The sequence below is a fragment of the Amycolatopsis sp. NPDC114505 genome, from assembly GCF_055633615.1.
This window is the reverse complement of the sequence record NZ_JBVKDV010000002.1, coordinates 1,971,750-1,998,222: the sequence shown is the minus strand read 5'-3', so window position 1 is coordinate 1,998,222 and position 26,473 is coordinate 1,971,750. Positions and strand designations below refer to the sequence as shown.

Genomic DNA, 26,473 nt, shown 5'->3' with positions numbered 1-26,473 from the left:
TCACGCGTCGATCAGGAGGCTCTCGACGGCCAGGACGAGCGTCTCCATGGCGATCTCGTTCTTGGTCGCGTTGAACGACGGTCCGGTGTACTTGGTCGGCCAGGCCCGGTCGAAGTTCCAGCGCATGACCTCCTGGCGGTTCTCGTCGAGCATGACGATCGAGCCCGCGGTGCGTCGCACGCGGCCGTCGAGCGCCTCCTTCACCCAGTTCCAGAAGCCGACGTGGCCGGTGACCCCGCGCTTGAACGTCAGCGCGCTCGGGAACTTCTTGAGGCCGGTGAGCTTGCGGACCGTGATGTCCTCGCTGCCGTTGCGGTGCTCGATCACCGGGATCTCGACGTCCATCCCGCTGACCTCGGTGAAGGATCCGCTCACCGCGACCCCGTCGTCGCTGACGTTGGTCACGATGACCAGGAAGTTGTACGCGGCGTACGGATCGTCGCGCGTCACAGGTGGCATGGTCGTTGCCTTTCAGTCAGACGAGCTGGGGCTCGCGGGTCTTCTGCTGGATCCGGAAGATCACGAACTCCGCCGGGAACACGGGCGCCACCCCGATGACGCAGATGAGCCTGCCGTTGGCGATGTCGTCGTCGGTCATCGTGGTGCGGTCGCAGTGGACGAAGAACGCCTCGTCCGCCGTCGTGCCGGCGAGCGCGCCGCTGCGCCAGACCGTGGTCAGGAAGTTCGTGACGGTCTGCCGCACCAGCGCCCACAGCGGCTCGTCGTTCGGCTCGAACACGACCCACTGGGTGCCCTCGTCGATCGACTCCTCGAGGAACAGGAAGAGCCGGCGCACGTTGACGTACTTCCACGAGGTGTCCGACGAAAGCGTGCGCGCGCCCCACACCCGCTGGCCGAGGCCGGGGAAGAACCGCAACGCGTTGATCCCGCGGGGGTTGAGGACGTCCTGGTGCCGCTTGGTGACGTCCTGGGCGATGCCGTCGGTCAGCCGGATGCCGCGGATGACCGCGTTGGCCGGCGCCTTGTGCACGCCGCGCTCGGTGTCGGTGCGGGCGTAGATCCCGATGACGTGCCCGGACGGCGGCGCCTCGACGAACTGGTTCGTCGAAGGGTCGTTGACGACCAGCCACGGGTAGTACAGCGCCGCGTACTTGGTGTCGAACGGCTCCCGGAACGTCTGGATCCCCTCGATGTCGAGGCCGTCCTGCGGGTCGAGGACGGCGAACCGGTCCTTGAGCTGCTCGCAGTGGGTCACGAGCGCCGACTCGACCGTGCCGGCCCAGACGCCGGGCACCGCGCAGATCGCGACCTCGTCGATGTCCTCCAGCGCCACGATGCCGGTGCGCTTGCCGCTCCCGCCGTCCGTGCCGACGAAGTCCGCGACCGTGAGGCCCCCGAAGGCGTCGTCGCCGTCGTCGGCGAGGCTGAGCCACGAGCCGGCTGCGGGCGCGGGGAAGGCCGTGGGATCGGCGACGAGGTCGTCGAGGGCGGTCGCCCGCACCAGCCGGGACCGGCTCGCCAGCGCACCCACCACGGTCCCCGGGGCCTCGCCGGTCAGGCGCAGGTTGCGGAACGTCTCGGTCGCCGAGCCGCCGCCGGGGTCGGCGAACCGGGTTTCCACGGTGGCCTCGACGAGGGCGAGCCGGTCGTTCTCGAGGATCTCCTCCGGCAGGGCGGCGCCGGCCGTGAAGGGTTCGAGCTCGACGATCTCCCCGGTCACCGAGCGCACGCGCAGGGCGGTGAGCGCGGTGCCGGTGTCGAGCTGGGTGACCGCGCCCTCGTACAGCCGGTTCGCGCCGCCGATCCGCAGGGTCAGCGGGGCGTCCGGATCGGCGTCGGCGGCGCGGGCCGACCGCACCACGCGCACGGCGAGGCCGGGTCGCCACAGTGCGTGCCGGGTGCCCTCGGCCAGGGTCAGCTCCACGTGGTCGTCCGTGGTGGCCACCCCGACCACCGGGAACCGCCGCGGGCCGATCAGGACCCGGAACGGCGGGGTGAGCGCGTCCAGCCCGGCCGCCGCGTCCACCCGGAGCGTCGCACTGTCCACCGGGGACTCCTCGGCGACCTGGGTCGTGATCAGCGCGCCCTGGTCCGGCGCGGGCAGCACCGGGAGGGTGGCGCTCGCCGACGGCTGGATCCGCACCTGGACCGTCCGGCCCCAGGAGCCGGGGCTCGACGCGGCGAACCGCAGGGTCTCGGCCTCGGGGCGGTCCCCGACCTGGACGTAGTCCCCGCGCGCCACCTTCACCGGCTCGGTCGGTCCCGCGTCGAGCTGGACCCGGCCGGTGGTCGTGCTGTACCCGGTGATCGTCGCGGCCCCGATCGCGGCACCGGTGTCACCGCGGAAGAACCCGATCGGGTCCGTGCCGGTGAACCCGATCAGGTGCGTGAGGGCCACCGTGGTGGCGCCGGCCGCGGCGTCCTGCGCGATCAGGCTGACCCGGCCCCGGCGGAGCGTGCCGGACGCGGCCTCCGCGGTGGCGCTCGCGACCCGCTTGACGTAGAGGCGCTGGCCGCCGTTGTCGAAGAAACCCTTGACCGCCAGCGGGAACAGCCACCAGCGGCCGCCCTCGCCCGGGTTGTTCGCCCAGGCGTCGCGGATCGCCGGGTCCGGCTCCGGCAGGAAGCCGCCGAAGGTGGTCTGGTACTCCAGGAAGTTCGTGACCAGCTTCGGCTTCCCGTCGGTCGGGCCGCGCTGGGTGACCCCGACCATGCCCGCCGTGCTGGTGCTCACCCCCGCGATCGGCCGCGGCCCCGCGTCGACCTCCTCGACGTAGACGCCGGGGCTCAGGTACTCGGGCATGGTTCAGCTCCTTCTCTGCTGCGAGACGATTTCGATGACGTGCCGGCGGTCCCGTTCGGTCGGCAGCCGGACGTCCAGCGCCCCGGTCCGTCCCGGCCGCTCGGTGGCCGTGAGGTGGAAGATCTGCACGGGCGGCGGCCCGATGACCGGCTCGCCCTCCCAGCGCAACGCCAGCCGGAAGGCGCCGTCGGGGTTGGTGAGGGTCCGCTCCTGCCACGCGACCCCGTCCCGGACGGTGGTGCCACGGGCCTCGACCAGCGCGTTCGCCACCGGCGCCCGGGTGGCCGCGTCGACGACGACGCCGTACACGGTGCGGATGCCGGGCCCGTACGGGAACGCGACGCCCGGCAGCAGCCGGACCAGTCTCGGCTCGCTGCCGACGGCGGGCGGGCTCGTGTCGTCGTAGGGGTAGGCGGTGAACTCGACCCCGGCCAGGCCTGCGTCGAAGTCCGTGCCGTCCGCCGGGTACAGCGGCGCGAGCCCGATGGCCGAGAAGCGGACGCGGAACCGCTCCGGCTCCCCGCCCGGCGGCCGGCGGCGGCCGAGCTCCGGGTACGCGATCGCGGCGCTCGGCGTGCGGATCGCCGTCGTCTCCTGCGGCACCCAGACGCCTCCGTCCGGGTCGAAGCGGTCCAGCTCCGTGGCGACGTCGGCGGCCCGCACGCGCTGGGCGAACTCGTCGAACGGCACGAACCAGGCCGGGCTGTGCAGGACGGAGGTCTCGACGGGGTAGTAGCGGGTCATGGGAGCGGCGCCCCGCTGATCGTGCGGCTGCGCACGAGCCGGAGTTCGGCGACGTCGAGGGAGTCGAGGTTGACGACCCGCACCTCGTAGTTGAGCGACAGCCGGTACGGCTTCTGGATCGCGTACCAGATCCACGACTTCTGGTCGAGCGTCAACGGCGTCAGCGTGAACTGCAGGGCCTCGGTCGTGCCCGCCAGGCTGCCCGTCAGCTCCTCGCCGGACCAGATCGCGTCGTCGTAGAAGACCTGCAACGCGCGGCCGATCATCTGGTGCTGGGTCTCCTGGTTGCCGCCCCACGGGGTGATCAGGTAGCGCAGCAGCAGCGCCATCGGCGGTTTGCGGCTCGTGGGCGGCGCCGGCGGGAGCGACCGGACCGGCGGCCGGTTGCGCGAGGTCGGGTCTTCCGCGATCTCGTACAGGAAGACCGTCAGCGTCGCCTGGCTCGGCCGGTCCTCGAGGTCGCTCAGCATCGCCCGCGGCGGGTCGTTCGGATCGAGTCCGCGCAGCGCCTCGGTGAGCCGGTCCACGATGATCGTCGAAACGTCGGCGACGACGCCGAAATCGCCCATGCCAGTCCTCCCCTGTGGCACGCCGGGAAGTGGCTCCGACCTGCCGGGGCGCAGCATCGCAGGGGTGGCGTGGCGGGGCCGCGATCAGCGCGTCGCGCGAGCGTCACGGCGGCGTTCCGGGAGCGCGCGTTGACGTGCCCGCGACGCGACGGTGACACATCGGCGCGCATCCTGCGGTGGTGGAGCCATCCGAGGAGCGTTCCGGCAGCATGGTTCTCCGTGCGTGGCTGGAAGGCGGCGAGCCCGACGCGCTCCGGGTCCGCATCCTCTCCACGATCGGTACCGACGAGGCCAGGCCACTCGCCGTGACGTCCCCGGAAGAGGTGCTCGCGGCCGTCCGGAACTGGCTGGACGAGCTCGGATCAGGCCCGATGACGTTTTCGTGACGCCCTGTTGACGCCACCCGGACGATAATTCCGGTAACGTTTCGCACCGGGGTCGCGAATTGTTCAAGGGTGGGTCGATCCGAACGGTGCCGGGCATAGGTTGGGGAGCCGATGCGCACTGAAGAAACGCAGCTGGTGACACTGCGGCTGCTCAAGGGATTCACGCTGCTCGTGGACGACGACCGGGTGGCGCTCTCGGCCGGCGCGCAGCGGCTGCTCGCCTTCCTCGCGCTGCAGGACCGGCCACGGACCCGGACCTACGTGGCGAGAACCCTGTGGCCGGAGGCGACCACGCCGCGCGCCAACGCGAACCTGCGCTCGTCGCTGTGGCGCGCGTCGCGCACCGGGCACCGGGTCATCGACGCGTCGGTGCAGGAGATGGCGCTGGCGGGCAACATCACCGTCGACATCCACGACGCGGTCGCCCGCGCGCACCGCCTGCTCGACCGTTCCTGCGGCTGCGACGACATCCTGGACCGGCAGACCCGCGACGACCTGTCGGCCGACCTGCTGCCCGAGTGGTCGGACAACGAGTGGGTGCTGCTCGAACAGGAGCAGTACCACCAGCTGCGGCTGTATGCGTTGGAGGCCATGGCGAAGCGGCTCACCACGGCCGGCCGCCACGGCGAGGCGGTGGCCGCCGGGCTGGCCGCGGTGCGGGCCGAGCCGCTGCGGGAGAGCGCGCACCGGGTCCTCATCGACGCGCACCTCGCGGCCGGGAACCGGGCGGCGGCGCAGCACCAGTACGAGCAGTGCCGGCACACGCTGCTCGACGAACTGGGACTCGAGCCGTCCGACTCCCTTCGCCGGCTCCTGCCGCACATCGCCGCGCAGTAGCCGGCGAATTCACCGGCGAATTGCGGTCGTGATCATTACCGAAATAGCGGCGGGCCGGGAAATCACGGATCAATCGCGGCCGGTCGCCCGTTCACGGCGAATTCGCCGTGAACGGGCTCGGCGTCGACGGATCCGTGCGGATCAACCGGCCGGCAGGACGCGGCCGCGGACTTCGCCGAAGCCGATGCGCTCGCCGTTCGCGCCCGGGGCCGTGCCCGTGATGACCACCTCGTCGCCGTCGAGGAGGAAGCTGCGCTCCTCGCCCTTGACCGTCAGCGGTTCCTTGCCGCCCCAGCTCAGTTCGAGGAAGGCGCCGCGCTGGTGCTTCTCCGGGCCCGAGATCGTGCCGGAGCCGTAGAGGTCGCCGGTGCGCGACGACGCGCCGTTGACCGTCAGGTGGGCCAGCATCTGCGCGGGCGACCAGTACATCTCGCGGTAGGGCGGACGGCTGACCTCCTCGCCGTTCCACTCGACGACCAGCTCGACGTCGAGCCCCCACGGGCTGCTCTCCCGCAGGTACGGCAACGGTTCCGGGTCCTGGCCGGGCAGCGGGACCCGCGCGGCCTCCAGCGCGAGGATCGGGACGACCCACGCCGAGACCGACGTCGCGAAGCTCTTGCCCAGGTTCGGGCCCAGCGGCACGTACTCCCAGGCCTGGATGTCGCGCGCGGACCAGTCGTTGAGCAGCACCGCGCCGAACACGTGCCGGGCGAAGTCGTCCGGGGCGATCGGGGTGTTCAGCGGCGTGCCCGTGCCGACGACGAAGCCCAGCTCCGCCTCGATGTCCAGGCGGGTGCTCGGGCCGAACACCGGCGCCGGGTCGCCCTTGCGCTGGCCGCTCGGGCGGACGATGTCCGTGCCGGAGACCAGGATCGTCCCGGCGCGGCCGTGGTAGCCGACCGGCAGGTGCTTCCAGTTGGGCAGCAGCGGTTCCGCGTCCGGCCGGAACAGCCGGCCGACGTTGGACGCGTGGTGCTCGGAGGCGTAGAAGTCGACGTAGTCCGCGACCTCGAACGGCAGGTGCAGGGTGACGTCGCCGACCGCGTGCACGGCGTCGTCCGGGACCTCACCGGCGACGAGGTCGGTGATCCGCGACCGGACCGCCACCCAGCGGTCGTACCCCTGCGCCATGAACGGGTTCAGCGTCGGCGCGGCGAAGACGTCGTCGCCGAGCGCGCGAGCGAGGTCGAGCACGGAGTCCCCGACGCGGACGCCGACGCGCGGGGCGTCGCCGCCGGCCGAGAACACGCCGTAGGGCAGGTTGGCGACGCCGAACGGGGAACCGGCGGGGATCTCGATCGTGGTCATGCCTCTCCTCGGGGCAGCAGGCCGAGGGCGGCCAGCTCGGTCAGGGGGTCGGTGACGCTGCAGGTGCCGAACGAGGTGAACCGCGCGCGGACGCCGTCCTCCAGGTCCCGGACGAGCCCGGCGACGACCGCGCCGTCGCGCTCGGCGAGGTGCGCCTCGGCGCGGTCGGGGTCGCCGGCCGCGAGCAGCAGGTTGAGGAAGCCGTGCTGCTCGAAGCCGGTTTCGGGGTCGGTGTTGCGCAGCGCGTGGTGCAGCCCGGCCGTCGCCTTGAACGGGACGCCGGCGTCGATGGCCTCGCAGATCGACGCGGCCAGCTCGGCCTCATCGGGGTAGAGGTCCGCGCGGACGCCGCCGGTGCGGAACTTCGCGCGGTGGCCCGTCCCGGCGAGCGCCCGCAGCAGCGGCCCGCGACGGTCGTCGCGCGGGATCTCCACGTACACCGGCGCGGTCGCGGCCGACACCGCGTCGAGCAGCTCGGCCGGCCCCATGCCGTCCGGCACCGCGATCTCGAGGGCCCGCAGGTCCACCGGCAGCGTCTTGACGGCGTCGAGCACGGCGGGCAGCCGGTCGGGGCCGCCGGGCAGCGTCACCGCGACCGGCAACGGCGTCTCGCGCGGTCCGAGGAATTCGTCCAGCGCTTCGAGCGCCGGGGCGGCGAGCACGAGCGGCCCGACGAGGTCGGCGTACCAGGCTTTCTCATAGGCGTCGTGCGCGGCGATCGCGGCCGGCAGGGGCGCCAGGCCGGGCGGGAACATCGCGGCGTCGTCGCAGAGGCCGGCGAAGAGCGCGGGGATCACGCGACCGGCCCCCGTCCGGACCAGGTCCACGCGTAGCCCGGGTCTTCGCTCGCGAGGCCGCCTTCGCCGAGCTCGAGCGGGCGGAAGGTGTCGACCATGACGGCCAGCTCGTCGAAGAACTCCGCGCCGAGCGACCGCTCGACCGCGCCGGGCTGCGGGCCGTGGCTGTGCCCGCCCGGGTGCAGGCTGATCGAGCCCTGGGCGATGCCGGATCCCTTGCGCGCCTCGTAGTTCCCGCCGCAGTAGAACATCACCTCGTCGGAGTCCACATTGGAGTGGTAGTACGGCACCGGCACGGCGAGGGGGTGGTAGTCGACCTTGCGCGGGACGAAGTTGCAGATGACGAAGTTCTGGCCCTCGAACACCTGGTGCACGGGCGGCGGCTGGTGCACGCGGCCGGTGATCGGCTCGAAGTCGGCGATGTTGAAGGTGTACGGGTAGAGGAACCCGTCCCAGCCGACGACGTCGAAGGGGTGGGTCGGGTAGACGTACCGGGTGCCGGTGATGCCGCGCGAGCCGCGGTGCTTGACCAGCACCTCGACGTCCTCGCCCTCGGCCAGGAACGGCTCCTCGGGCCCGCGCAGGTCGCGCTCGCAGTACGGCGCGTGCTCCAGCAGCTGGCCGAACTTCGACAGGTACCGCTTGGGCGGCGTGATGTGCGAGTTCGCCTCGACGACGTACGCCCGCAGCGGCTCGTCGCTCACCGGGACCCAGCGGTGCGTGGTGGCGCGCGGCAGGATCACGTAGTCGCCCTGACGCGCTTCGAGCACGCCGAACACCGTCTCGACGCGCGCCTCGCCGGACTCGACGTACACGCACTCGTCACCGACGGCGTTGCGGTAGAGCGGGGACGCCTCCCCCGCCGCGACGTAGGAGATGCGCACGTCGCCGTTGCCGAGCACCAGCCGCCGGCCGGTGACGACGTCGGCGCTCTTCCAGTCGTTGCCCGCGAACAGCTCGTGCAGCTTCAGGTGCCGCGGCACCAGCGGGCGGTTCTCGGTGAGCGTCTGGTCGGGCAGCTCCCACGGCGTCGCGTCGACGATCGCCGAGGGCACGCCGCGGTGGTAGAGCAGCGAGGAGTCCGACGAGAAGCCTTCCTCGCCCATCAGCTCTTCGTAGTAGAGCCCGCCCTCGGGCGTGCGGTGCTGGGTGTGCCGCTTCGGCGGGATGGTCCCCGCTCGGCGGTAGTACGCCATGGTCGCCTCCTGGCCGATTTAGTTCACGCTTTTACTATCTTAGGGTCAGCGTAGCCCCCGGCGCGCGCCACGGGTAGGGGCTAGCGGCGGCTGCGGGTGTCGGACCCGGCCCGCCCGGCGATCAGCTTGCCCAGCAGCATCACCAGGATCCGCTGTTCTTCCCCGGTCAACGCGTCCGTCCAGCCGAACTCGCGTTCGTTGTGCTCGCGGAACACCGACACCATCTCCGCCTGGCCGGCCTCGGTCAGCGAAAGCTGGACCGAGCGGCCGTCGCGCTCGTCGGGGACGCGGTCGAGCAGGCCGTCCGCGACGAGCGGCTTCATCAGGTTCGACACCGCCGCCCGGCTCATGCCGGTGAGCCGGGCGGCGGTCTTCGGCTCCAGCGGCCCGGCCAGCCAGACCACGAACAGCAGCCGGAACGCCGACCACGACCGGCCGCGCGGCCGGTGCACCGCGGCCTCCAGGTCGTAGGTGACCAGGTCCGACGCCCGGTTGAGGGTCAGCAGCACCTCGGTCGCCAGCTGGTGGCGGAAGCCGTACTCCGTCGCGAGCCGGCGGTTGGCCAGCTCGACGAACGACCAGAAGTCCAGCTCCTCTTCCATCGGAGCACCCTAACAAATAGTCAAACTTGAAACTAGTTGCGCTCGCGCGGGACCTTCAGGAACGCGAGCATGATCGCCGAGAGCACCAGGCACCCGATCGGGAAGTAAAGCCCGACCGTGACGTCGGTGTCGGTCGCCGCCAGCCCGATCGCGTACGGGCCGAAGAACCCGCCCAGCGCCGCGATCGAGTTGATCGCGGCCAGCCCGACCGCCGTGTGCTCCTTCGACAGCACCTTCGACGCCATCGCCCAGTACGGCGCCAGGTAGCCGAGCACCCCGATCGCCGCCAGCGACAGGCTGATCAGCGACAGCGCCGGCACCGACTTGAACTGGATGGCGCCGAAGAAGCCCAGCGCCGCGACGAGCACCAGGACGATCACGTGCCCCTTGCGTTCGCCGGTCCGGTCGGAGTTGCGCGCGAGCAGCAGCATGCCGACCGCGCCGACGACGTACGGGATCGCGCCGAGCAGCCCGATGTTGGTCGAGGAGTACTTCGGGTCGAGCTGCTTGACGATCAGCGGCAGGAAGAACGTCAGCCCGTAGAGGCCGCAGGCGATGAACAGGTTCGAGAACGCCAGGTGCAGCACCTTGCCGTTGCGGACCGCCTTCAGCTGGCCGAGGAAGGTCTCCTTCTCCTCCGGCACGTACTCCTTGTCGATCTCCGTCTGCAGCCAGTCGCGCTCCTCCCGGCTGAGGAACTTCGCCTCCGACGGCTTGTTCGGCAGCCACAGGAACGTGACGACGCCGATCAGCACGGCCGGCGCGCCCTGCAGCACGAACACCCACTGCCAGCTGCTCATCCCGAGCCAGTGCGCGTGGTCGAGGATCCAGCCGCCGGTGAGGCTGCCGAGGATCAGTGCGATCGGCTGGGCCAGTGCGAGCGTCGCGATGGCGCGGCCGCGTTCCTTCCCGCGGAACCACAGCGTCAGGTACAGCAGCAGGCCCGGGAAGAGCCCGGCTTCGGCGATGCCGAGCACGATCCGCGCGATGACCAGGTGCGTCGTGCTCGCGACGAACCCGGTGACCACCGTGACGATGCCCCAGCTGACCGCGATCCGGCTCAGCCACAGCCGCGCGCCGACCTTCTTCATGATCATGTTGCTGGGGATCTCGAACACGACGTAGGCGAGGAAGAAGATCGCCGACGCGGCCCCGAACGTGGCGGCGTCGATCGCCAGCTCCTTGCCCATGCCGAGCTGGGCGTAGCCGATGTTCGCGCGGTCCATGTAGTTGAAGATGTAGAGCAGGCCGACGATCGGCATGATCCGCACGGCGACCTTGCGGACGGTGCGTCTCCCGACCGCGGTGCTCGCGGATCCGGTGTGGACGGTCATGGGGTGCTCCTCGGCGTTGAGTGAGTGGCGCTGCGGCCGGCGACGCGGCCCATGGTGATGGCGTTGGCGACGGCGTTCCCGCCGCCGACGTACCGCGGACCGAGCACACCGGCTCCGGCCTCCCCCGCGGCGAAGAGGCCGGGCACGCGGTCGCCGCGCGCGTCGAGCACGGCGGCGGTGCCGTCGATCTCGAGTCCGGCGTGGGTGCAGACGAGCTCGGCGGGCAGGGTGCGCGCCGCGTAGAACGGCGGCATCCCGATCGGGTCGGGCGGCGCGGTGCGGCCCTTGGCGGCCAGGGTTTCGTGCCGCAGGAAGTCCGGGTCCTCGGGCAGGTTGGCGTTCCAGCGCTCGAGCGTCGCCCGCAATGCGTCGGCGGGCACGCCCAGCTTCCCGGCCAGCTCCTCGACGCTGTCGGCGCGCACGGTGCGGCCGGCCTCGGCTTCGGCCAGGACGTGGTCGGCGTCCCAGTGGGCGTACCCGGCGGGCAGCGTGGTGCGGGCCCGCTCGTCGAAGACCGTCCACACGGGACCGCCCTGGCGGTCGATGATCCCACTGGACACCGCATAAGACGCGTCTTCGTCCATGAACCGGCGGCCGTGGACGTTGACCAGCACCCGCGACACCGGCGGGAAGCCGGACTGCCAGTGGTGCAGCCGCTGGAAGTACGCGGTGGGCAGCAGCAGTCCCCAGCCATCGCCGGCGATGGCAGCGTCGACCTGCTCGCCGAACGCCAGATGGTCGCCTCGGGAGCCGTCCGCCGCCACGACGAACAGGTCTTCGCCCGCGGCGTCGGCGGCCGGGTAGTGACGGGTGACCAGCGCCGGGTCCCGGGCGAACCCGCCGGTCGTGACGATGACGGCCTTCGCGGGCACGTCGATCCCGTCGGCGACCACACCGGTGACGCGCCCGCCTTCGACGAGCAGCCGCTCGACCCGGGTGTTCAGGACGGCTTCGACGCCGGCCTTGCGTCTGGCCCGATCGAGGACCTGGACGAGGCCGTAGCCCTGGTCTTTCGGGACGTGCGCGCGCCAGACGTCCTCGACACCGGCCCGCGTGAGGCCCGGCGAGTGCGCGTTGTGCGACACCTGCACCGGGATGTCGGCACCCAGCCCGATCAGCCACTCGAGCGCCGGACCGGCTGCCTCGCAGAACGCGCGCACCAGGCCGGGCTTGAGCTGCCACTGGTTGAGGTCCATGTAGTGCTGGAAGAACTTCTCGGGCGTGTCCTCGATGCCCAGTCCCTTTTGGACACTGGTACCGGCGGCGGTGAACATCCCCGCGGACAGCTGCGTCGAGCCACCGAGCTCTTTTTCGGCCTCGAACAGCAGGACGGACGCGCCGCGCTCGGCGGCGGACACGGCGGCCGCGAGGCCCGCGCCCCCACCGCCCACGACGACGACGTCGTACTCCTCGGTGCTCATCCGAGGTCACCTCCCGACTCCGCGACGATGCGGTGATAGAGCCCGTTCGAGACGAGGCCGCCGTCGACGGTGACCTCGCTGCCGGTCATGTAGGTGGACTTGTCCGAGAGCAGGAACAGCACGGCGTCCGTGATCTCCTCGGGACGGCCCACGCGCCCGGCCGGGACACTGTCCACAGCGGACTGGACGAAGGCGTCGGCACCCGCGAGCATGGCCGTGCCGACGAGCCCCGGATGGACGGAGTTGACCCGAATACCCCAGCGCGCGAAGTTCCCGGCAGCCGACTTGGACAGTCCGGTCAGGCCCCACTTGCTGGCCGAGTACGCGGGCGAGAAGTAGCCGATCTGCCCGGAGATCGACGAGATGTTGACGATCGAGCCACCCCCGGAGTCCCGCATCAGCGGGGCGGCGGCGCGCATCCCGTGGAACGGCCCGGTCAGGTTGACCGCGACAACCCGGTCCCACACCTCGGCGGTGGTGTCCATGAACTCCAGCCGCCGCGAGATGCCGGCGTTGTTGACCAGCCCACCGAGTTTCCCTTGCCGCGCCCGGATTTCGCCGATCACGACGTCCCACTGAGAAGGATCGGTGACATCGAGGTGATGAGCCGACGCCGAGCCACCGTCGGCGACGATCTTCTCGGTGGTTTCGGAAGGATCGGCGACATCGGCCACGCAGACGTGGACACCGAGGGCCCCGAGCGCACGGGCGTGGGACGCGCCCATGCCACCCGCGGCGCCGGTGACGAGGACGACGTCCGGGTACTCAGACATGCCGCGACCCGCCGTCGACGGCGATGCTGTGCCCGGTCACGTACCGGGCGCTGTCCGACAGCAGGAACAGCAGCACACCGGCGACCTCTTCGGGCGAGCCGATCCGGTGCAGCGGAACGGCGTCGAGAGCCTTGGCGAGCGCCGGGGCGTCGTCCTGGATCCACCGCGTCATCTCGGTGTCGATGTAGCCGGGCGCGATGGAGTTGACACGCAGGCCCTGGTCACCGAGCTCGACGGCGAGGGATTCGGTGAGGTGCGCGACGGCGGCCTTGGAGCTGCAGTAGGCACCGCGTCCCTTGCGCACGCGCACGGCCGACACCGAGGACATGTTGACGATGGCACCGCCGGGGTTCATGTGCTTCGCGGCGGCCTGGGCACCGAAGAGAACGCCCTCGACATTGACCGAGAGCGTCGCGCGAATCTGCTCCGGCGTGATCTCGGCGACCTCCGCGAACGGGAAGATCCCGGCGTTGTTGACCCAGAAGTCGATCCGCCCGAACTCGTCGATGGCGCGCTGGGCCAGGGCGAGGTGGTCGCCGGCCTTGGTGACGTCGAGGGTCGCGGCCACGATCCGGCCGGGCTTGGCCTCGAGGGACTTCTCGGCGAGGGCCGAGGTCAGCTCGGCGGCGGTGGCGGCCATGGCGTCACCATCGATGTCCCCACCGACGACGTCGACCCCGCGGGTGGCGAGGGCGGCGGCAAAGCGGGCGCCCATGCCGCGGCCGGCGCCGGTGATCACGGCGACCTTGCCGGGGAACTCGGGGTAGACCGTGGTGACCGGCTGCCGCAGGACCCGCCCGGGACCGGTGGGCTCGTGGGTCGTCATGGTTGTTCTTCTCTCTGTTCGGTGGATCAGGAGTCGCGGTGCACGGTCCGCCGCCGGACGCGCCAGCCATCGCCGTCCCGCACGAGGTCGTCTTCGAGGACGGTCAGCCGCACGAGGTGCGTACTGGCGACGATCTGCAGGTAGGCGTCGGCGCGCAGGGTGTCCGGGGTGTCGCCGGGGCGGACGTGGACGGTGCTGATCACGTGCCTGAGCGTCTCTCCGGAAGCGTGGAAGCGCTCGGCGAAGGCGATCAGTTCACCGGTGCCGGCGGCGGGCTCGGGGTAGGTCGGCGAGTGGAACTCGCCATCCGAGGTGAAGGTGGCAGCCCATTCGGCGGCGCGGCCCGAGTCGATCGCGTGGCTCTGTCGGCCGTAGAGCTGGTGCACGGCCACGACGTCCTCGGTCGCCACTCGCATCGAAACCTCCGTTGGTACGTGCTATATTCGCACGCGGCGTGCTAATATGTGTAGGACAGTAGGTCGCCACTTTCGTGTCGTCAAGGGAGCCGTGTGTGGAATCGACGCTGCCCGCGTCCGGGACTTCGAAGACGTTGCACCACGGGCTGCAGGTGCTGGAGCTACTGGTCCAGCACCCCGGAGGCCTGACGCTGACCGAAATCGCGGACGGCATCGGCGTGCACCGGACAGTGGCGCACCGGCTGGTCCGGACCCTGGAGGCGCACTACCTGTGCCGTCGCGACCGCTTCAAGCGCATCTCGCTGGGAACGGGGTTGGTTCGGCTGGCCGAGCCGGTGGAGCAGGACCTGCGCACGCTGGCCCGGCCGGTACTGGAGGAGCTGACGGACTCGGCCCAGGCATCGGCGCACCTGGTGGTGCGGGAGAACGCGGAGCAGGTCCGGATGCTGATGATCGTCGAGCCGAGAAGAGCGGCAATGCATGTGGCGTTCCGATCAGGCCAGCTGGACCCGATCGGCCGAGGATCGGCAGGCTTGGCAATCCTGGCGGCCGCCCCACCGCTACCGGGCGAGCGGGAAGAGGTGACCAGGGCCCGCGAGCGCGGATTCGCGGTATCGAAGGGCGAGATAGCACCGGGCATCACAGGGATTTCGGCGATCGTCCCCACCGGACGCGACCACCCGGAGACGAGCATCGGGCTGTCGTTGTTCGAAGCTCCAGACCCGGACGAACTGGGACGACTGGTGGTAGCGGCAGCACACAAGCTGGCCGCACTACTGGGCTGAGCAGCGAAGCGGCCCAGACCCTCCCGCAACCCCGATCCGAAGCCGTAGTCACAATGAAGGCTTCGGGGTTGCGAACCTGATTTGGCTCAAATTAGTGCGCACCGCGGTCGTGGATGCGGGTGAGGGCATCGCGGAGGTCGTCGGGTAGCGGGTCGACGGCGGTGAGGGTGTGCTCGCCGGCCTGGATGTTGATGGTGCGGTAGCGGCGGGTGGTGCGCACGAACTTCTTGATCGACCAGCCGGTGGTCTGCTCGATCCACCTGCTGACGGCCAGGGCGGCGAACACGACCGTCAGGTGCGCGTCGATCGACTCGCGCTTGTGGTGGTAGATCGGCCGCGCACGTAGGTCGTGTTCAGACATTCGGAACGACTTCTCGATGTGGAACAGTCGGTGGTAGGCGTCGATCACGAACTCGGCGGTGACGTCCGGGAGGTTGGTGACGTAGCCTTTGAGGCCGGCAAGGGCGCGTGCCTTGGCTTCCAGGGTCCGGTTGACACTCTTGGTGGCGCCGGTGAGCTGGATGAACCGGTTGCGTTTGACCGCGGTCTTGCCGGCGACGGCCTGTCGCGGCGCTGGTCCTTGGGGCCGGCAGGCCAGGGCTGGGTGAAGATGTGCCCGTCGGGGATCTGCTCATCCGGGTGCTCGTGGCGCCACGCCTGGACCACGTACGGCACGTCGGGTATCCGCGCGCCGAGGATGAACGACAACCCCGCGGCCTCGTTGGCCTGCTGGTTGGCCGCAGAGATCATGCCAGCGTCGGCCACGACCGTGACATCGGCCGGCTGGTGGGCATCCATGAACGCATGGATGGTCGGCAGCATCGTAGTGGTCTCGCCCCGGTTGCCCTCGAACGCGTTGACCATCAACGGAAACCCGCTTGCGTCGGTGAGCAGCCCGATCGTGATCTGCGGCTCCAGGCGGCGTTCTTTGGAGAACCCGGGCTCACGGAACCCGTCCCCGGCATCGGTCTCGAAGTACAAGGTGGACACATCGTAGAGAACCAGTGACGCCGGCCCCAGATCAGCGGTGCGGGCGCACGCCGCGGCCAACTTCTGCCGCCAGGACTCTTTCGCGAACGCGGGCAGACGCCGCTTGAGGGTCGCGTACGCCGGCGGGTCGACACCTGCCTCCTCGATCACCCGCAGACTGTCCAGCTTGCTGGTCGGCTCGACGATCCGTGCCAGCATCAGTAATCGGAACACCTTGTCACCACCAGCGGCCTCCTCGAACCCCAACAGCTGGTAGGCGTGGCCGGGCCAAAGTCGAGCTCGGGCTGCCCCACAGCCAGACGCTGCCTCGCCACCGCCTTGAGCGCCTCCAACGCCGCATCGTCATGCGCCGAGCCGATGTGCTCGATGTCCCGCGACCCGCGACGCGAGGAGTGCGCAGATTTTCGCCGTTCACACGATGAAACCGCAGCTCAACAGCCAGCACCCTACCCAAGATCAGCGATCTTGAGCCAAAGTCAGGTAAGGTGACGGAATGGTCATGCGGGTGGCGATTCCCGTGCTGCCGTGCCGAGATGTGCAGGCGGCGCGGTCGTACTTCACGGACGCGCTCGGATTCGACACCATATTCACCTGGGAGACCCCACCTAGCTACGCGGCCGTGATCCGCGACACCGCCGAGTTCCACCTGTACGCCGAAAGCAGCGTCGGCCCGGCCAGGGTGACGGTTGTCGTCGACGACGTCGATTCCTGCCACGACGAGCTGCGCGCCCGCGGCGCCGACATCGTCGAGCCACTGGCTGACCGGCCCTACGGGATGCGCGACTTCAACGTACGGACACCCGATGGGCACTTGTTGATCTTTAGCCAGCCGCTCACCGAGTACGGGTGACCATCAGCGGACCAGCCGGAAGAATGACCGGACCTCGTCGACGAACAACGCCGGCCGCTCGAACGCCGCGAAGTGGCCGCCCTTGCCGGGCTCGTTCCAGTACCGGATGTTCGGGAACCGGCGCTCCGCCCACCGCCGAGACGGGCGCTGCAGCTCCTTGGGGAAGACCGAACAGCCGGTGGGTACGGTCACCGGCGCGACGGCCGACCCGGAGATCCATTCGTTGACCTGCCGGAGGCTTTCCCAGTACAGCCGGGCGGATGAGGCACCGGTGCCGGGCAGCCAGTAGAGCATCAGGTTGTCGAGCAGCTCATCCCGGGTAATAACCCGATGCAGGTCGCCACCGGAGTCGGTCCACGACCAGAACTTCTCGACGATCCAGGCGCGGAGGGCGGCCGGCGAGTCGACCAGCCCGTAGCCGACCGTCTGCGGCCGGTTCGACTGCTGCGCCGAGTATCCGGAGCCCCATTCGTCCGCCTCCCGCAGTGTCGCGGGCGCCGCCCGCTCGGCACCGGTGAGGTCGTCCAACGTGGCCGGATCGGGCGGTGCGAGCGGCGGCATGAGACGGATGCCGGCGACCCGATCGGGTTGCCGTTGACCGATGCTCGTGCCCCAGTCGCTGCCCTGGGCGCCGAACCGCCGGTAGCCGAGCCGGGCCATCAGCTCGCACCACGCGTCGGATATCCGCTCGATCCCCACCCCGGCGCGGCCGGCTTGTCGCTGAAGCCGTAACCGGGAAGCGATGGGCAGCCCCCTAGAACCGGCCGCTTAGTGCGCAGGTTTTTGCCGTTCACACGACGAAACCGCAGCTCAACAGCCAGCACCCTACCCAAGATCAGCGATCTTGAGCCAAGTCAGGTCACAATGAAGGCTTCGGGGTTGCGAAGAGAACCTCACCCACGAGCCAAAATCTCCGACAGAGCATGAGCCTCCCGCAGCAGCAAAGCCCCCAGCTGGGGGATCCGGTCGGAGCCGAAGCGGTGTGCCACCCCGGTCAAGCTCAACGCCCACCGCGGAGCCCCACCCCGATCAAAAACCGCCGCGGCCAACCCCCAGCTCCCCTCCACCACGAGACCAGGGTTCAGCGAATACCCCTGAGTCCGAGTAGCCGCGATATGCCGCCGAATCTCGCCGACAGCGTGCTGAGGCCCGTAAACCGCAGCAAGATCGGCCCGGCCCAGATAGTCCTCGACCTCCCGATCCGGCAGATGAGCAAGGATCACCATCCCCGCCGAAACAACCCCCAAAGGAAACCGAGCCCCCTCGAAAAGAACATGGCTGCGGATCGGAAAAGCCCCATCCTCCCGAATCAAACAGATCGTCTCCTCCCCCCGCCGAGCCGAGAAGAACGCACTCTCCCCCGTAGCCAAAGCCAGCCGCCGCACCACGGGCAACGCGGCCTCGGTGACGTCATAACGCCGAGCGGCAGCCACCCCGAGGAAGTACAACTCGGGCCCAAGCACCCACCGATCAGCATCACGCTCGACGAGCCCGACCCCCTGCAACGACATCAGCAACCGATGCACGGTAGGCCGAGGCAACCCAGCTTCCCGAGCCACAGCGGTAGTCGTCCCACCGCCAGGCTCATGAACAGCAACCGCCCGCAGTGCCCGATGAGTCCGGCCGACAAGGTCTGAAGGAGCGTCCACTCAGTGAACACTACCTCATCGAGTCCGACCACCAGACGAACAATCCCCAGGTCAACGGCGTTCGCTGATTGACCGCATCCCGCCACAAAGGTCTCATGTCCCCCATGGACAAGGTGATCGTGTCGGCCGCACAGGCCATCGCCGACATCCCCGACAGCGCCACCCTCGCGGTGGGCGGCTTCGGGATGTGCGGCGTACCCGCCGTTCTCGTCCAAGCGCTGTTCGAAGCGGGGACGACGGACCTCGAAGTGGTCTCGAACAACGCCGGAGTGGACGGCTGGGGGCTCGGAATCCTCCTCGGCGCGGGCCGCCTGCGCCGCGTCGTCGCTTCCTACGTCGGCGAGAACAAGGAGTTCGCCCGCCAGTACCTCGGCGGCGAGCTGGAGGTCGAGCTGACCCCGCAGGGCACGCTCGCCGAACGGCTGCGCGCGGGCGGTTCCGGCATCCCCGCGTTCTTCACCGCCACCGGGGCCGGCACCCAGGTCGCCGACGGTGGCCTGCCGTGGAAGTACGACTCCGCCGGCGCCGTCGAGAAGGCGAGCCCGCCGAAGCAGAAGCAGAGCTTCGACGGCAAGGAGTACGTCCTCGAACGCGCGATCGTCGCCGACTTCGGGCTGGTCCGCGCGTGGCGCGGCGACCGGCACGGGAACCTCGTCTTCAAGGACGCGGCCCGCAACTTCAACCCGCTGGCCGCGATGTCCGGCCGCGTCACCGTCGCCGAGGTCGAGGAGCTGGTCGAGCCCGGCGAGCTCGACCCGAACGACGTCCACCTGCCGGGCGCCTACGTGCACCGCGTCGTCGCGCTGACGCCGGAGCAGGCCGCGGACAAGCCGATCGAGAAGCGCACGGTGCGCACCGGAACGGAGGCCTGACATGGCCTGGGACCGCAACCAGATGGCCGCCCGCGCCGCCGGCGAGCTGCGCGACGGCGACTACGTCAACCTCGGGATCGGCCTGCCGACGCTGGTGCCGAACCACGTGCCCGACGACGTCGAGCTCGTCCTGCAGTCGGAGAACGGCATCCTCGGCGTCGGCCCGTACCCCGAAGAGGACGCCGTCGACCCGGACCTGATCAACGCGGGCAAGGAGACGGTGACCGTCCGCAAGGGAGCGTCGTTCTTCGACTCGGCGTTGTCCTTCGGGATGATCCGCGGCGGCAAGATCGACGCCGCCATCCTCGGCGCGATGCAGGTCTCCGCGGCGGGCGACCTCGCGAACTGGATGATCCCCGGCAAGATGGTCAAGGGCATGGGCGGCGCGATGGACCTGGTCCACGGCGCGAAGAAGGTCATCGTGCTGATGGAGCACGTCGCCCGCGACGGCTCACCCAAGATCGTCGACGAGTGCACGCTGCCCTACACCGGCCGCGGCGTCGTCCAGCGGATCATCACCGACCTGTGCGTCCTCGACGTCACGCCCGAGGGTCTTTCGCTCGTCGAGCTCGCCCCGGGCGTCGACGTCGAGCAGGTCCGGAAGCAGACCGAGCCGCCGATCCGCGTCGCCTGACCCGGAGGCTGCCCGAAGGTCCGTTCCGCGGCCGCGCGCGATGCCCTGTACTACGGGCATGGCCGGACGAGGGGTACTCGAGGGCGCGTTCGCGCTGCTGGACGTCCTGGACGCACTCGGCGGCCGGGCCGCGTTCACGGACCTGGTGCGCGCGGGCGACCTCCCGAAGACGACCACGCACCGGCTGCTCGACCAGCTGGCCGGGCTGGGCGCCATCGAACGCGTCCCGGACGGCTACCGCATCGGCGCGCGGGTCTTCCGTCTCGGCGAGTGCTGGGAACCGGAACTCCGCGCGCGGGCAAGGGAATGGCTGCCGCTGCTGTGGGCGCGGCTGCGCGCGGGCACGTTCCTCGCGGTACGGCGGGGAGAGCGCGTGCTGGTGGTCGCGGCCGAGGGTGCGGGCGTCCGGCCGGGAACGGCGCTGCCGCCGGACACCGCCGCGGCCCGGATCCTGGTGGCGTACCCCGGGAGGGGTCACGCCGCCGACGCGGGCAGCGTGGCCGTTCCGGTTCGCGGGCCCGGGGGTGCGGTCATCGCCGCCCTGGCCGCGACGCCGGCCCCGGGCCGGAGCCCGCTCACTCTGGTGGCCGGGCTGGCCGGCACCGCACGAGCACTGGGCGCGTGATCGGCCACGGCCACTCCGCCCACCCTGCTGGCCAGCACCGCCCGGGCACGGGGCGCGTGATCGACCCCGGCCGGAACTCCGCTCACCCCGCCGACCGCGCTGGCCAGCACCACGCGGGCGCTGGGTGCGTGATCAGAGGGGCGGCATCATCGCCGCACCACCAGCGTCTCGAGCACCCTCGCCCGCCCGCCGGCCGAGACGCCGGCCCCAGGCCGGCGCGCTCACCGGGGTGACCGGGCCGGCGAGCACCGCACGAGCGCTCGGCGCGTGATCAAAGAACGCCCCAGCGCTGGTTGACCTGGCCGCCGCCGAGGTTGTCCCACAGTTGCACCGGCGTGCCGTTGTGGCCGATCCGCGAGAAGTCCGCGTCGAGGCAGCGGCCGCTGACCGAGTCGACGACCTGGTACCGGCTGTCGTACGCGACGTACCGGAGGTACCACTTGTTCGTCACCTGCCAGCAGTCCCACAGCACGACCGGCGCACCGTTGCCGGTGCCCTGCGGCAGGAGACAGCGGCCGCCGTGGTTGTTGGTGATGGGATAGGGCCCGTAGTCGGCGGCACTCGCGACCGGCGCCGCCGCTCCGAGCGACGCCACGACCCCCGCCACGACCGCGGCCCACTTCTTCCAGCTCATCGACGCTCCCCACGTCCGACCCTGCGCTTCGCCCCGACGGTGCCGGAAGTTCCGGAGACGTGGGGTGCCGGTTCCGGTCAGCGGGCCCGACTCGGCCCTTCCGGGCAGGCGAGCGTCCGGTCAGCGTGCTCCCCGCCGGTGTCGAAATGGCGGTCCAGGTACTCCTCCGGCGGCAACGGGCTATCGCGCAGCAGCGAGAACACTTCGCTGCCGGGCTGGAGGACCTTCTCCCCCGTCGCATACCCCTGGGCGAGCCCGAGGTAGGTCACTCCGGCGTCCGCCGCGTACTCCGCCGCCTCCGCCTCCGCCCGCGCGAGGGCCGCATCGAAGCCGTCGGCACGCCACACCGTGATCCGCTCTTCGTACGGCTGCCCCTCGGCCCCGGTCCACCGGAAGACGCACCGCACCGCGTACCACTCGTCCGTCACGACGCCATCCTCCGGCAGTCCGGGACTCAACCCCCAGCGGGCCTCGCGCGTGTGAACGGCGGCAACCGCCCGGCGAGTGTTGATTGTCTGGTGGTTTCTGAGTTGTTCCGTTTGCCTGTGTTACCTGTTATGTTCGATTTTCGAGCCCGCGGTAGTGCCCGAGGAGTCCGATGCGCCGTCTCGCCGTCCTGGTTCTCGCGCTCTTGAGCCCGATCGTCGTGGTGCCCACGGCGGACGCCGCCGTCACCCCGAAACCGCCGCCGCTGTCCACGCCGTGGACCTCGCAGGTGAGCACCACCGACCCGCTGCCCGAGTACCCGCGGCCGCAGATGACGCGGCCCGACTGGCAGTCCCTCAACGGCGAGTGGGAGTTCCTCAACCCCGCCACCGGCGCGGGCGGCAGCGTCGACCGCTACGCCGCGCCGCCGCTCGGGCAGACGCTGCCCGAACGCATCCTCGTGCCCTACCCCGTCGAGTCGGCGCTGTCGGGCATCATGCGCAACGACAACCGCGACCTGATGTTCTACCGCCGCACCTTCACCGTGCCGCAGGCCTGGGCCGGCCGGAACGTGCAGCTGCACTTCGGCGCCGTCGACTACGAAGCCACCGTGTGGGTCAACGGCGTCCAGGTCGCCACGCACAAGGGCGGCTACGACCGGTTCGAAGCCGACATCACCGCGCGGCTGAACGGCGGCGCGAACGAAATCGTCGTCCGCGTCTACGACCCGACCGACGGCCGCGGCGAGAAGCAGCCCGTCGGCAAGCAGGCCACCGCCCAGTCCAGCATCTTCTACACGCCGTCGTCCGGGATCTGGCAGACCGTCTGGCTCGAGCCGACGGCCCCGTCGTCGATCTTCTCCGTCGACATCTACCCGAACCTCGCGAACAACACGGCACGAGTGCGGGTGTTCGGCCGCGGTGACGTCGGCGGGTACTCCGTGCTCGCCGAGTCGATGACCGGCGGCGCCGTCGTCGGCAGCGCGACCGGCGGCTTCACGGAGTTCTCCGTACCCGTGCCGAACGCGCGGCGGTGGTCGCCCGACGACCCGTTCCTCTACGACCTCAGGGTTTCGCTGCGCAACTCCGCCGGAACGACGGTCGACCAGGTCGTCAGCTACTTCGGCATGCGCGAGGTCGGCACGAAGAACGTGAACGGCGTGCTGCGCCCGACGCTCAACGGCGAGTTCGTCTTCCAGATCGGCACGCTGGACCAGGGCTTCTGGCCGGACGGCCTGTACACCGCGCCGACCGACGCGGCACTGGCGTCGGACCTGCAGAAGCACAAGGACCTCGGCTTCAATATGGTGCGCAAGCACATCAAGGTCGAGCCGGCCCGCTGGTACTACTGGGCCGACCGGCTGGGATTGCTGGTGTGGCAGGACATCCCGTCGACCCCGACGGCCGACAGCAACCGGACGCCGGCGCAGATCGCCGAGTTCGAGACCGAGGCGCGCGAGATCGTCGACGAGCACCGCTTCTCCCCCGCCGTCGTGACGTACGTGCCGTTCAACGAAGGCTGGGGCGAGTGGAACCTCGACGAGACCAGGCGCGTCACGACGAACATCAAGAACCAGGACCCGACCCGGCTGGTCAACGCGCACAGCGGGTTCAACTGCTGCGCCTCCAAGGGTGACCCGGGCACCGGCGACATCATCGACTGGCACGTGTACACCGGCCCGGACGCGCCCCGGCCGTCCGGTAACCGGGTGTCGGTGCTCGGCGAGTTCGGCGGGCTCGGCCTGCGCAACCCCGGTCACGAGTACAGCCCGACCGGCGGCTTCTTCGCCTACGAGCAGATGGCGAGCGCGGCGCAGCTGAACGACCGCTACACCGGCATGGTCCGGGACGCGAAACAGCTGATGACCGCCAAGGGCCTGTCGGCGTCGGTCTACACCGAGATCACCGACGTCGAAGGCGAGTACAACGGCCTGCTCACCTACGACCGGCGGGTGCAGAAGGTCGACACCGCCCGCGTCCGCGCGGCGCACGCCGACCTGATCGCCGCGTCGAAGAACCTGAACGCGGCCGTGCCGCTGACGCTCGGGCACGTCCGGTCGTTCCGGGTGACCACGCCCGGGTACACCGACCGGTACCTGCGGCACGCGGATTCCTTCGCCCGCACCGACGTCCTGACCACGGGCAGCGCGGACGGGCCCCGGCAGGACGCCTCGTTCCGGACCGTCGCCGGGCTCGCGGACCCGCGCTGCTTCTCGTTCGAGTCGGTCAACTTCCCCGGGAAGTTCTTGCGCCACGCCGAAAACCGCGTCCGGATCGATAGCGACACCGGCGGCACGTTCGCCGCGGACGCCACCTGGTGCGACCGGCCGGGGCTCGCCGCCGGCGGGACGTCGTTCGAGTCGCTGAACCTGCCCGGCCGGTACCTGCGGCACTACGACGAAACCGTGTACCTGGCCGTGAGCGGTGGCCCGAACGCCTGGGACGCGGCGACGAGCTTCGCCGCCGACGCGACGTGGGACGTCTCGGCGCCGGCGTTGTGGCGCAGTTCGGTGCTCCTGGCGGCGAACGCGCGGCAGTCGCTGCGGGTGACGACGTGGGGCTACACCGACCGGTACCTGCGGCACGCCGGCGGCCTCGCCTACACCGAGGTCGTGACCAGCGGCAGCAGCGCGTTGCTCAAGCAGGACGCGACGTACACCGTGCGGCGCGGGCTCGGGGAGTCCTCGTGCTCCTCCTTCGAGTCGGTGAACTACCCCGGGCAGTTCCTGCGCCACCAGGACGGCCGCGTCCGCAACTCCCCGGACGACGGCTCGGCCCTGATGCGCGCGGACGCGACGTTCTGCGCCCGGCCGGGACTCGGCGGCACGGGCGTGACGTTCGAGTCGCTCAACATCCCGGGTGCGTTCTTACGGCACTTCGACTCCGCGGTCTACATCGCCTCGGGCGGCGGCACGGGCTCCGACCGGCCCCAGACGGTGACGGCCGACAGCAGCTGGACCGTCGCGCCACCCTGGGCCCCGTAAGCCCGCGCCGGGGTTCCCGGAATCCGGTGTATCTCCGCCCGGCCCCGCGACTCCGTCCCCGGCGAGGGAAGGGGAGAAACCGTGGGCGTCGTGCTGATCGTTCTCGTCCTGGTGCTGGTGGTCGTGCTTCTCATGCGCCGGCGGCGCCGCAAGCGCACCGCGGCGGTGCTGGCCGGGCCGGCCGGCGGGGTCCCGGCGTTCCGGATCGTGACGCTGGGCCTGCAGGGCTCGGGCAAGACCCTGCTGCTGACCGGGATCTACCGCCGCCTGCAGACCCCGGGCGACCGCGGCTTCTACCTGCGCGTGCCGCACGAGCAGCTGATCGAGCTGAACCGGTGGTACCGCAAGGCGGCCGACGTCCACGAGGAGTGGCCGCGCGGCACGACCCGCGGCGAGCTGCGCGAGTTCGAGTTCAGCGTGATGACCGACGTCGGCGGGGCGACCGAACCCGTCGTCAAGCTGGGCTACCTCGAGTACCCGGGCGAGCTGCTGACCGACCCGGACGCGCCGGGGTCGACCGCCCAGGCGACGCTCTTGCAGGCGATCGCCGGTGCCGACGCGCTCGTCGGCATCATCGACGGCTTCCGCCTGCTGCAGGCGACCCAGGGCGACCAGCGCGGCGCGTTCATGCTCGAAGCGTCCCTCGACGCGATGATCAACGCGATGCTGCCGGTGCGCAGCCCGATCGTCTTCGTGATCACCAAGTGGGACCTGCTCGACCACCTGCACCCGGACGAGAACGAGCGGCTGCGGATCGTGCGCGACCGGCTGATGGCGACGCCGGGGTTCAACGACCTCGTCCGGATGCACAGTGCCCGGCGCATCGTCCGGCTGATCCCGGCTACGGCCGTCGGGCACGACTTCGCCGTCTTCACCGACGGGGTGGTCCGCAAGAAGCCCGAGGGACGGTTCCGGCCGGGCAACGTCGAGGCCGCGTTGGCGGTGGTGGTGCCGGACATCCTGCGCCAGACCGAGCTTTCGCTCGACCGCGCCACCCGTGCCGAGCTGCTGGCGGCCGCGCAACGGCGGACGCGGATGGGCCCGGCCGAGGCGCTGCGGACGCTCGGCGCCCACTTCACGGCGCACGCCGCGCGGGTGCTGGCGTCCGCCCTCGGCGCGGGCCTGGTCGCCGAGTCCGGCCTGATGCTGCTGCTCGACACGCTGTCCCCGTACGACGACGACCCGGCCGCGCGCGGCGCCCGGATGGCGAGGCTCGGCGAGGCCGACCGGATGGCGGAGCACTACGTCCAGGCCCGGCGGCGGGTGGTCGGCGAGCTGCAGCGGCAGGTCGCGGTGCTCGAGGCGAAGCTCCCGGTGTCCCGCCTCGGCGGCGACCGCTGGGGCGACTGGTGACGGGCCGGGCCTGGCCGTTCCTGGTCGCCCGCGGACGGCGGCAGGGGTATGCCACGCTGCTGGTCCCGGGTTTCCTGCGGGAGCACGGGTTCCTGGAGGAGACGGCGACCCCATTGGACGACGTGCCGTCGCGCACCGCGCCGACACCGCACGGCGTGCTGGTCTGGGCCGAGCACGCGGTGACCACGGAAGAGGCCGGCGGCGAACCCCGCGACGAGTACGGCCGGCCATTGGTGCTGCTGCACGGTTTCCTCAGCCCGTCCGGCGATCCGGTGGAGGCGCCGGCCGCGTTGGCCCGGACGGAGGCTGCCGCTTTGTCGGCGTACCAACGGTTTCTCGCCGACGAGGAGGGCTTCCGGGCGGAGCGTTCGGAGCCGTTCGCGATCGAGGTCACTCGTCCCCCGGTCTCACCGGAGGTCTCGCCGCCGAGTGAGCCCGCGCGGCCGGTCCGCGGCCTGGCGTGGGCGGGAGCGGGGGTGCTGGTCGCGGTGGGCGTGGTGGTCACTGTGCTGCTTTGGCCGGACGACGACGTCCCGCCACCGCCGCAGTGCGCCCCCGACGTCGTGGCGTTGCCGGCGACGCCGGCCGTCCCGGCGGCGACGTGCCTGCGCGACGGGACGACCGTGCGGTACTCGGTCACGCCGACCCCTCCGCCTCCGCCGTAGCCCGGCGGATCCCGGTCCCCACCGCAGGTCTCGC

General features: G+C 70.8%; 27 protein-coding genes and 1 pseudogene. 10 read left to right on the top strand and 18 right to left on the bottom strand.

Annotated features, from left to right (window positions below):
- The 4 genes from ACZ7OU_RS27310 to ACZ7OU_RS27295 are packed head-to-tail and all read right to left on the bottom strand — an operon-like array spanning position 1 to position 4,077.
- On the bottom strand, positions 1–459 hold the full coding sequence (locus ACZ7OU_RS27310) for a phage tail protein (RefSeq protein ID WP_470237237.1): 459 nt from the start codon (positions 457–459) through the stop codon (positions 1–3).
- Positions 460–475: 16 nt separating this feature from the next.
- Positions 476–2,764, bottom strand: coding sequence for a phage tail sheath family protein (locus tag ACZ7OU_RS27305; RefSeq protein WP_470257285.1), 2,289 nt, complete (start codon positions 2,762–2,764; stop codon positions 476–478).
- Positions 2,765–2,767: 3 nt separating this feature from the next.
- Positions 2,768–3,508 carry a carboxypeptidase regulatory-like domain-containing protein gene (locus tag ACZ7OU_RS27300; protein ID WP_470257284.1) on the bottom strand — a complete coding sequence of 247 codons (741 nt, stop codon included), beginning with the start codon at positions 3,506–3,508 and terminating at the stop codon, positions 2,768–2,770.
- Positions 3,505–4,077, bottom strand: coding sequence for a Pvc16 family protein (locus tag ACZ7OU_RS27295; RefSeq protein ID WP_470237240.1), 573 nt, complete (start codon positions 4,075–4,077; stop codon positions 3,505–3,507). The genes ACZ7OU_RS27300 and ACZ7OU_RS27295 overlap by 4 nt, the downstream gene beginning before the upstream one ends.
- Positions 4,078–4,286: 209 nt before the next feature.
- On the opposite strand from ACZ7OU_RS27295, the gene ACZ7OU_RS27290 reads away from it, so the two are divergent.
- Both ACZ7OU_RS27290 and ACZ7OU_RS27285 read left to right on the top strand, forming a co-directional pair.
- Entirely contained in the window at positions 4,287–4,463 is a 177-nt protein-coding gene (locus ACZ7OU_RS27290; RefSeq protein ID WP_470257283.1) for a hypothetical protein, read from the top strand.
- A gap of 111 nt (positions 4,464–4,574) precedes the next feature.
- Positions 4,575–5,300, top strand: coding sequence for an AfsR/SARP family transcriptional regulator (locus ACZ7OU_RS27285; RefSeq protein ID WP_470257282.1), 726 nt, complete (start codon positions 4,575–4,577; stop codon positions 5,298–5,300).
- Between the two features lie 141 nt (positions 5,301–5,441).
- Here ACZ7OU_RS27285 and fahA read toward each other — a convergent pair whose 3' ends face one another.
- From fahA to ACZ7OU_RS27240, 9 genes are all read right to left on the bottom strand, one after another.
- A complete protein-coding gene (gene fahA, locus ACZ7OU_RS27280; RefSeq protein WP_470257281.1) occupies positions 5,442–6,608 on the bottom strand; it encodes a fumarylacetoacetase in 1,167 nt (388 codons plus the stop codon).
- Positions 6,605–7,363, bottom strand: coding sequence for a hypothetical protein (locus tag ACZ7OU_RS27275; RefSeq protein WP_470257663.1), 759 nt, complete (start codon positions 7,361–7,363; stop codon positions 6,605–6,607). The genes fahA and ACZ7OU_RS27275 overlap by 4 nt, the downstream gene beginning before the upstream one ends.
- Positions 7,364–7,401: 38 nt before the next feature.
- Positions 7,402–8,601, bottom strand: coding sequence for a cupin domain-containing protein (locus ACZ7OU_RS27270; RefSeq protein WP_470257280.1), 1,200 nt, complete (start codon positions 8,599–8,601; stop codon positions 7,402–7,404).
- Between the two features lie 80 nt (positions 8,602–8,681).
- Entirely contained in the window at positions 8,682–9,203 is a 522-nt protein-coding gene (locus ACZ7OU_RS27265) for a MarR family winged helix-turn-helix transcriptional regulator (protein ID WP_470237246.1), read from the bottom strand.
- A 32-nt stretch (positions 9,204–9,235) separates the two neighbouring features.
- Positions 9,236–10,537 carry an MFS transporter gene (locus ACZ7OU_RS27260; protein WP_470257279.1) on the bottom strand — a complete coding sequence of 434 codons (1,302 nt, stop codon included), beginning with the start codon at positions 10,535–10,537 and terminating at the stop codon, positions 9,236–9,238.
- Positions 10,534–11,958 (bottom strand): FAD-dependent oxidoreductase, encoded by a 1,425-nt coding sequence (locus ACZ7OU_RS27255; protein ID WP_470257278.1) that lies wholly within the window; start codon positions 11,956–11,958, stop codon positions 10,534–10,536. Before ACZ7OU_RS27255 ends, ACZ7OU_RS27260 begins: the two co-directional genes overlap by 4 nt.
- Complete coding sequence (locus tag ACZ7OU_RS27250; protein WP_470257277.1) at positions 11,955–12,731, bottom strand: SDR family NAD(P)-dependent oxidoreductase; 777 nt, start codon at positions 12,729–12,731, stop codon at positions 11,955–11,957. The genes ACZ7OU_RS27255 and ACZ7OU_RS27250 overlap by 4 nt, the downstream gene beginning before the upstream one ends.
- Positions 12,724–13,557, bottom strand: coding sequence for an SDR family NAD(P)-dependent oxidoreductase (locus tag ACZ7OU_RS27245; protein ID WP_470257276.1), 834 nt, complete (start codon positions 13,555–13,557; stop codon positions 12,724–12,726). The genes ACZ7OU_RS27250 and ACZ7OU_RS27245 overlap by 8 nt, the downstream gene beginning before the upstream one ends.
- Before the next feature lie 26 nt (positions 13,558–13,583).
- Positions 13,584–13,973, bottom strand: a complete 390-nt coding sequence (locus ACZ7OU_RS27240; RefSeq protein ID WP_470257275.1) for a nuclear transport factor 2 family protein — start codon at positions 13,971–13,973, stop codon at positions 13,584–13,586.
- Positions 13,974–14,068: 95 nt separating this feature from the next.
- Here ACZ7OU_RS27240 and ACZ7OU_RS27235 point away from each other — a divergent pair, with 95 nt between their 5' ends.
- Positions 14,069–14,758 (top strand): IclR family transcriptional regulator, encoded by a 690-nt coding sequence (locus ACZ7OU_RS27235; protein ID WP_470257274.1) that lies wholly within the window; start codon positions 14,069–14,071, stop codon positions 14,756–14,758.
- Between the two features lie 91 nt (positions 14,759–14,849).
- Here the strand turns inward: ACZ7OU_RS27235 and ACZ7OU_RS27230 are convergent.
- Positions 14,850–16,140, bottom strand: a pseudogene (locus ACZ7OU_RS27230) (IS1634 family transposase); the annotation flags it as partial.
- A 101-nt stretch (positions 16,141–16,241) separates the two neighbouring features.
- Between ACZ7OU_RS27230 and ACZ7OU_RS27225 the strand changes: the two are divergent.
- Positions 16,242–16,598 (top strand): VOC family protein, encoded by a 357-nt coding sequence (locus ACZ7OU_RS27225; protein ID WP_273941014.1) that lies wholly within the window; start codon positions 16,242–16,244, stop codon positions 16,596–16,598.
- A 3-nt stretch (positions 16,599–16,601) separates the two neighbouring features.
- Here ACZ7OU_RS27225 and ACZ7OU_RS27220 read toward each other — a convergent pair whose 3' ends face one another.
- Positions 16,602–17,258, bottom strand: coding sequence for an alpha/beta fold hydrolase (locus tag ACZ7OU_RS27220; protein WP_470257273.1), 657 nt, complete (start codon positions 17,256–17,258; stop codon positions 16,602–16,604).
- Positions 17,259–17,491: 233 nt separating this feature from the next.
- Complete coding sequence (locus ACZ7OU_RS27215; protein ID WP_470257272.1) at positions 17,492–18,247, bottom strand: IclR family transcriptional regulator; 756 nt, start codon at positions 18,245–18,247, stop codon at positions 17,492–17,494.
- 104 nt (positions 18,248–18,351) lie between these two features.
- On the opposite strand from ACZ7OU_RS27215, the gene ACZ7OU_RS27210 reads away from it, so the two are divergent.
- Genes ACZ7OU_RS27210 through ACZ7OU_RS27200 form a run of 3 tightly spaced genes read left to right on the top strand, consistent with a single transcriptional unit; the run spans position 18,352 to position 20,378 of the window.
- Positions 18,352–19,119 carry a CoA transferase subunit A gene (locus ACZ7OU_RS27210; protein ID WP_470257271.1) on the top strand — a complete coding sequence of 256 codons (768 nt, stop codon included), beginning with the start codon at positions 18,352–18,354 and terminating at the stop codon, positions 19,117–19,119.
- 1 nt (position 19,120) lies between these two features.
- Positions 19,121–19,753, top strand: coding sequence for a CoA transferase subunit B (locus ACZ7OU_RS27205; RefSeq protein WP_470257270.1), 633 nt, complete (start codon positions 19,121–19,123; stop codon positions 19,751–19,753).
- A 58-nt stretch (positions 19,754–19,811) separates the two neighbouring features.
- Entirely contained in the window at positions 19,812–20,378 is a 567-nt protein-coding gene (locus ACZ7OU_RS27200; RefSeq protein WP_470257269.1) for a helix-turn-helix domain-containing protein, read from the top strand.
- 271 nt (positions 20,379–20,649) lie between these two features.
- Here the strand turns inward: ACZ7OU_RS27200 and ACZ7OU_RS27195 are convergent, their stop codons facing one another.
- Both ACZ7OU_RS27195 and ACZ7OU_RS27190 read right to left on the bottom strand, forming a co-directional pair.
- Positions 20,650–21,012, bottom strand: a complete 363-nt coding sequence (locus tag ACZ7OU_RS27195; RefSeq protein ID WP_470257268.1) for an RICIN domain-containing protein — start codon at positions 21,010–21,012, stop codon at positions 20,650–20,652.
- A 77-nt stretch (positions 21,013–21,089) separates the two neighbouring features.
- Entirely contained in the window at positions 21,090–21,440 is a 351-nt protein-coding gene (locus tag ACZ7OU_RS27190) for a hypothetical protein (protein WP_470257267.1), read from the bottom strand.
- Between the two features lie 170 nt (positions 21,441–21,610).
- On the opposite strand from ACZ7OU_RS27190, the gene ACZ7OU_RS27185 reads away from it, so the two are divergent.
- The 3 genes from ACZ7OU_RS27185 (at position 21,611) to ACZ7OU_RS27175 (ending at position 26,439) form a co-directional block, all read left to right on the top strand.
- Positions 21,611–24,421: an AbfB domain-containing protein gene (locus ACZ7OU_RS27185; protein WP_470257266.1), complete on the top strand. Its 2,811-nt coding sequence runs from the start codon at positions 21,611–21,613 to the stop codon at positions 24,419–24,421.
- An 81-nt stretch (positions 24,422–24,502) separates the two neighbouring features.
- The gene (locus ACZ7OU_RS27180) at positions 24,503–25,774 is read left to right on the top strand and encodes a P-loop NTPase family protein (RefSeq protein ID WP_470257265.1); all 1,272 of its coding nucleotides are present in this window, start codon (positions 24,503–24,505) and stop codon (positions 25,772–25,774) included.
- Positions 25,771–26,439, top strand: a complete 669-nt coding sequence (locus tag ACZ7OU_RS27175) for a hypothetical protein (RefSeq protein WP_470257264.1) — start codon at positions 25,771–25,773, stop codon at positions 26,437–26,439. The genes ACZ7OU_RS27180 and ACZ7OU_RS27175 overlap by 4 nt, the downstream gene beginning before the upstream one ends.
- The last annotated feature ends 34 nt before the right edge of the window (positions 26,440–26,473 follow it).

Bases quoted from the DNA above. Each gene is read 5' to 3' on its own strand.
- ACZ7OU_RS27255 (WP_470257278.1), bottom strand. From the start codon at position 11,958: ATGAGCACCGAGGAGTACGACGTCGTCGTCGTGGGCGGTGGGGGCGCG.
- ACZ7OU_RS27185 (WP_470257266.1), top strand. From the start codon at position 21,611: ATGCGCCGTCTCGCCGTCCTGGTTCTCGCGCTCTTGAGCCCGATCGTC.
- ACZ7OU_RS27275 (WP_470257663.1), bottom strand. From the start codon at position 7,363: ATGTTCCCGCCCGGCCTGGCGCCCCTGCCGGCCGCGATCGCCGCGCAC.
- ACZ7OU_RS27295 (WP_470237240.1), bottom strand. From the start codon at position 4,077: ATGGGCGATTTCGGCGTCGTCGCCGACGTTTCGACGATCATCGTGGAC.
- ACZ7OU_RS27310 (WP_470237237.1), bottom strand. From the start codon at position 459: ATGCCACCTGTGACGCGCGACGATCCGTACGCCGCGTACAACTTCCTG.
- ACZ7OU_RS27290 (WP_470257283.1), top strand. From the start codon at position 4,287: ATGGTTCTCCGTGCGTGGCTGGAAGGCGGCGAGCCCGACGCGCTCCGG.
- ACZ7OU_RS27240 (WP_470257275.1), bottom strand. From the start codon at position 13,973: ATGCGAGTGGCGACCGAGGACGTCGTGGCCGTGCACCAGCTCTACGGC.
- ACZ7OU_RS27285 (WP_470257282.1), top strand. From the start codon at position 4,575: ATGCGCACTGAAGAAACGCAGCTGGTGACACTGCGGCTGCTCAAGGGA.
- ACZ7OU_RS27220 (WP_470257273.1), bottom strand. From the start codon at position 17,258: ATGGCCCGGCTCGGCTACCGGCGGTTCGGCGCCCAGGGCAGCGACTGG.
- ACZ7OU_RS27270 (WP_470257280.1), bottom strand. From the start codon at position 8,601: ATGGCGTACTACCGCCGAGCGGGGACCATCCCGCCGAAGCGGCACACC.
- ACZ7OU_RS27265 (WP_470237246.1), bottom strand. From the start codon at position 9,203: ATGGAAGAGGAGCTGGACTTCTGGTCGTTCGTCGAGCTGGCCAACCGC.
- ACZ7OU_RS27225 (WP_273941014.1), top strand. From the start codon at position 16,242: ATGGTCATGCGGGTGGCGATTCCCGTGCTGCCGTGCCGAGATGTGCAG.
- ACZ7OU_RS27245 (WP_470257276.1), bottom strand. From the start codon at position 13,557: ATGACGACCCACGAGCCCACCGGTCCCGGGCGGGTCCTGCGGCAGCCG.
- ACZ7OU_RS27205 (WP_470257270.1), top strand. From the start codon at position 19,121: ATGGCCTGGGACCGCAACCAGATGGCCGCCCGCGCCGCCGGCGAGCTG.
- ACZ7OU_RS27305 (WP_470257285.1), bottom strand. From the start codon at position 2,764: ATGCCCGAGTACCTGAGCCCCGGCGTCTACGTCGAGGAGGTCGACGCG.
- ACZ7OU_RS27300 (WP_470257284.1), bottom strand. From the start codon at position 3,508: ATGACCCGCTACTACCCCGTCGAGACCTCCGTCCTGCACAGCCCGGCC.
- ACZ7OU_RS27200 (WP_470257269.1), top strand. From the start codon at position 19,812: ATGGCCGGACGAGGGGTACTCGAGGGCGCGTTCGCGCTGCTGGACGTC.
- ACZ7OU_RS27210 (WP_470257271.1), top strand. From the start codon at position 18,352: ATGGACAAGGTGATCGTGTCGGCCGCACAGGCCATCGCCGACATCCCC.
- ACZ7OU_RS27250 (WP_470257277.1), bottom strand. From the start codon at position 12,731: ATGTCTGAGTACCCGGACGTCGTCCTCGTCACCGGCGCCGCGGGTGGC.
- ACZ7OU_RS27260 (WP_470257279.1), bottom strand. From the start codon at position 10,537: ATGACCGTCCACACCGGATCCGCGAGCACCGCGGTCGGGAGACGCACC.
- fahA (WP_470257281.1), bottom strand. From the start codon at position 6,608: ATGACCACGATCGAGATCCCCGCCGGTTCCCCGTTCGGCGTCGCCAAC.
- ACZ7OU_RS27195 (WP_470257268.1), bottom strand. From the start codon at position 21,012: ATGAGCTGGAAGAAGTGGGCCGCGGTCGTGGCGGGGGTCGTGGCGTCG.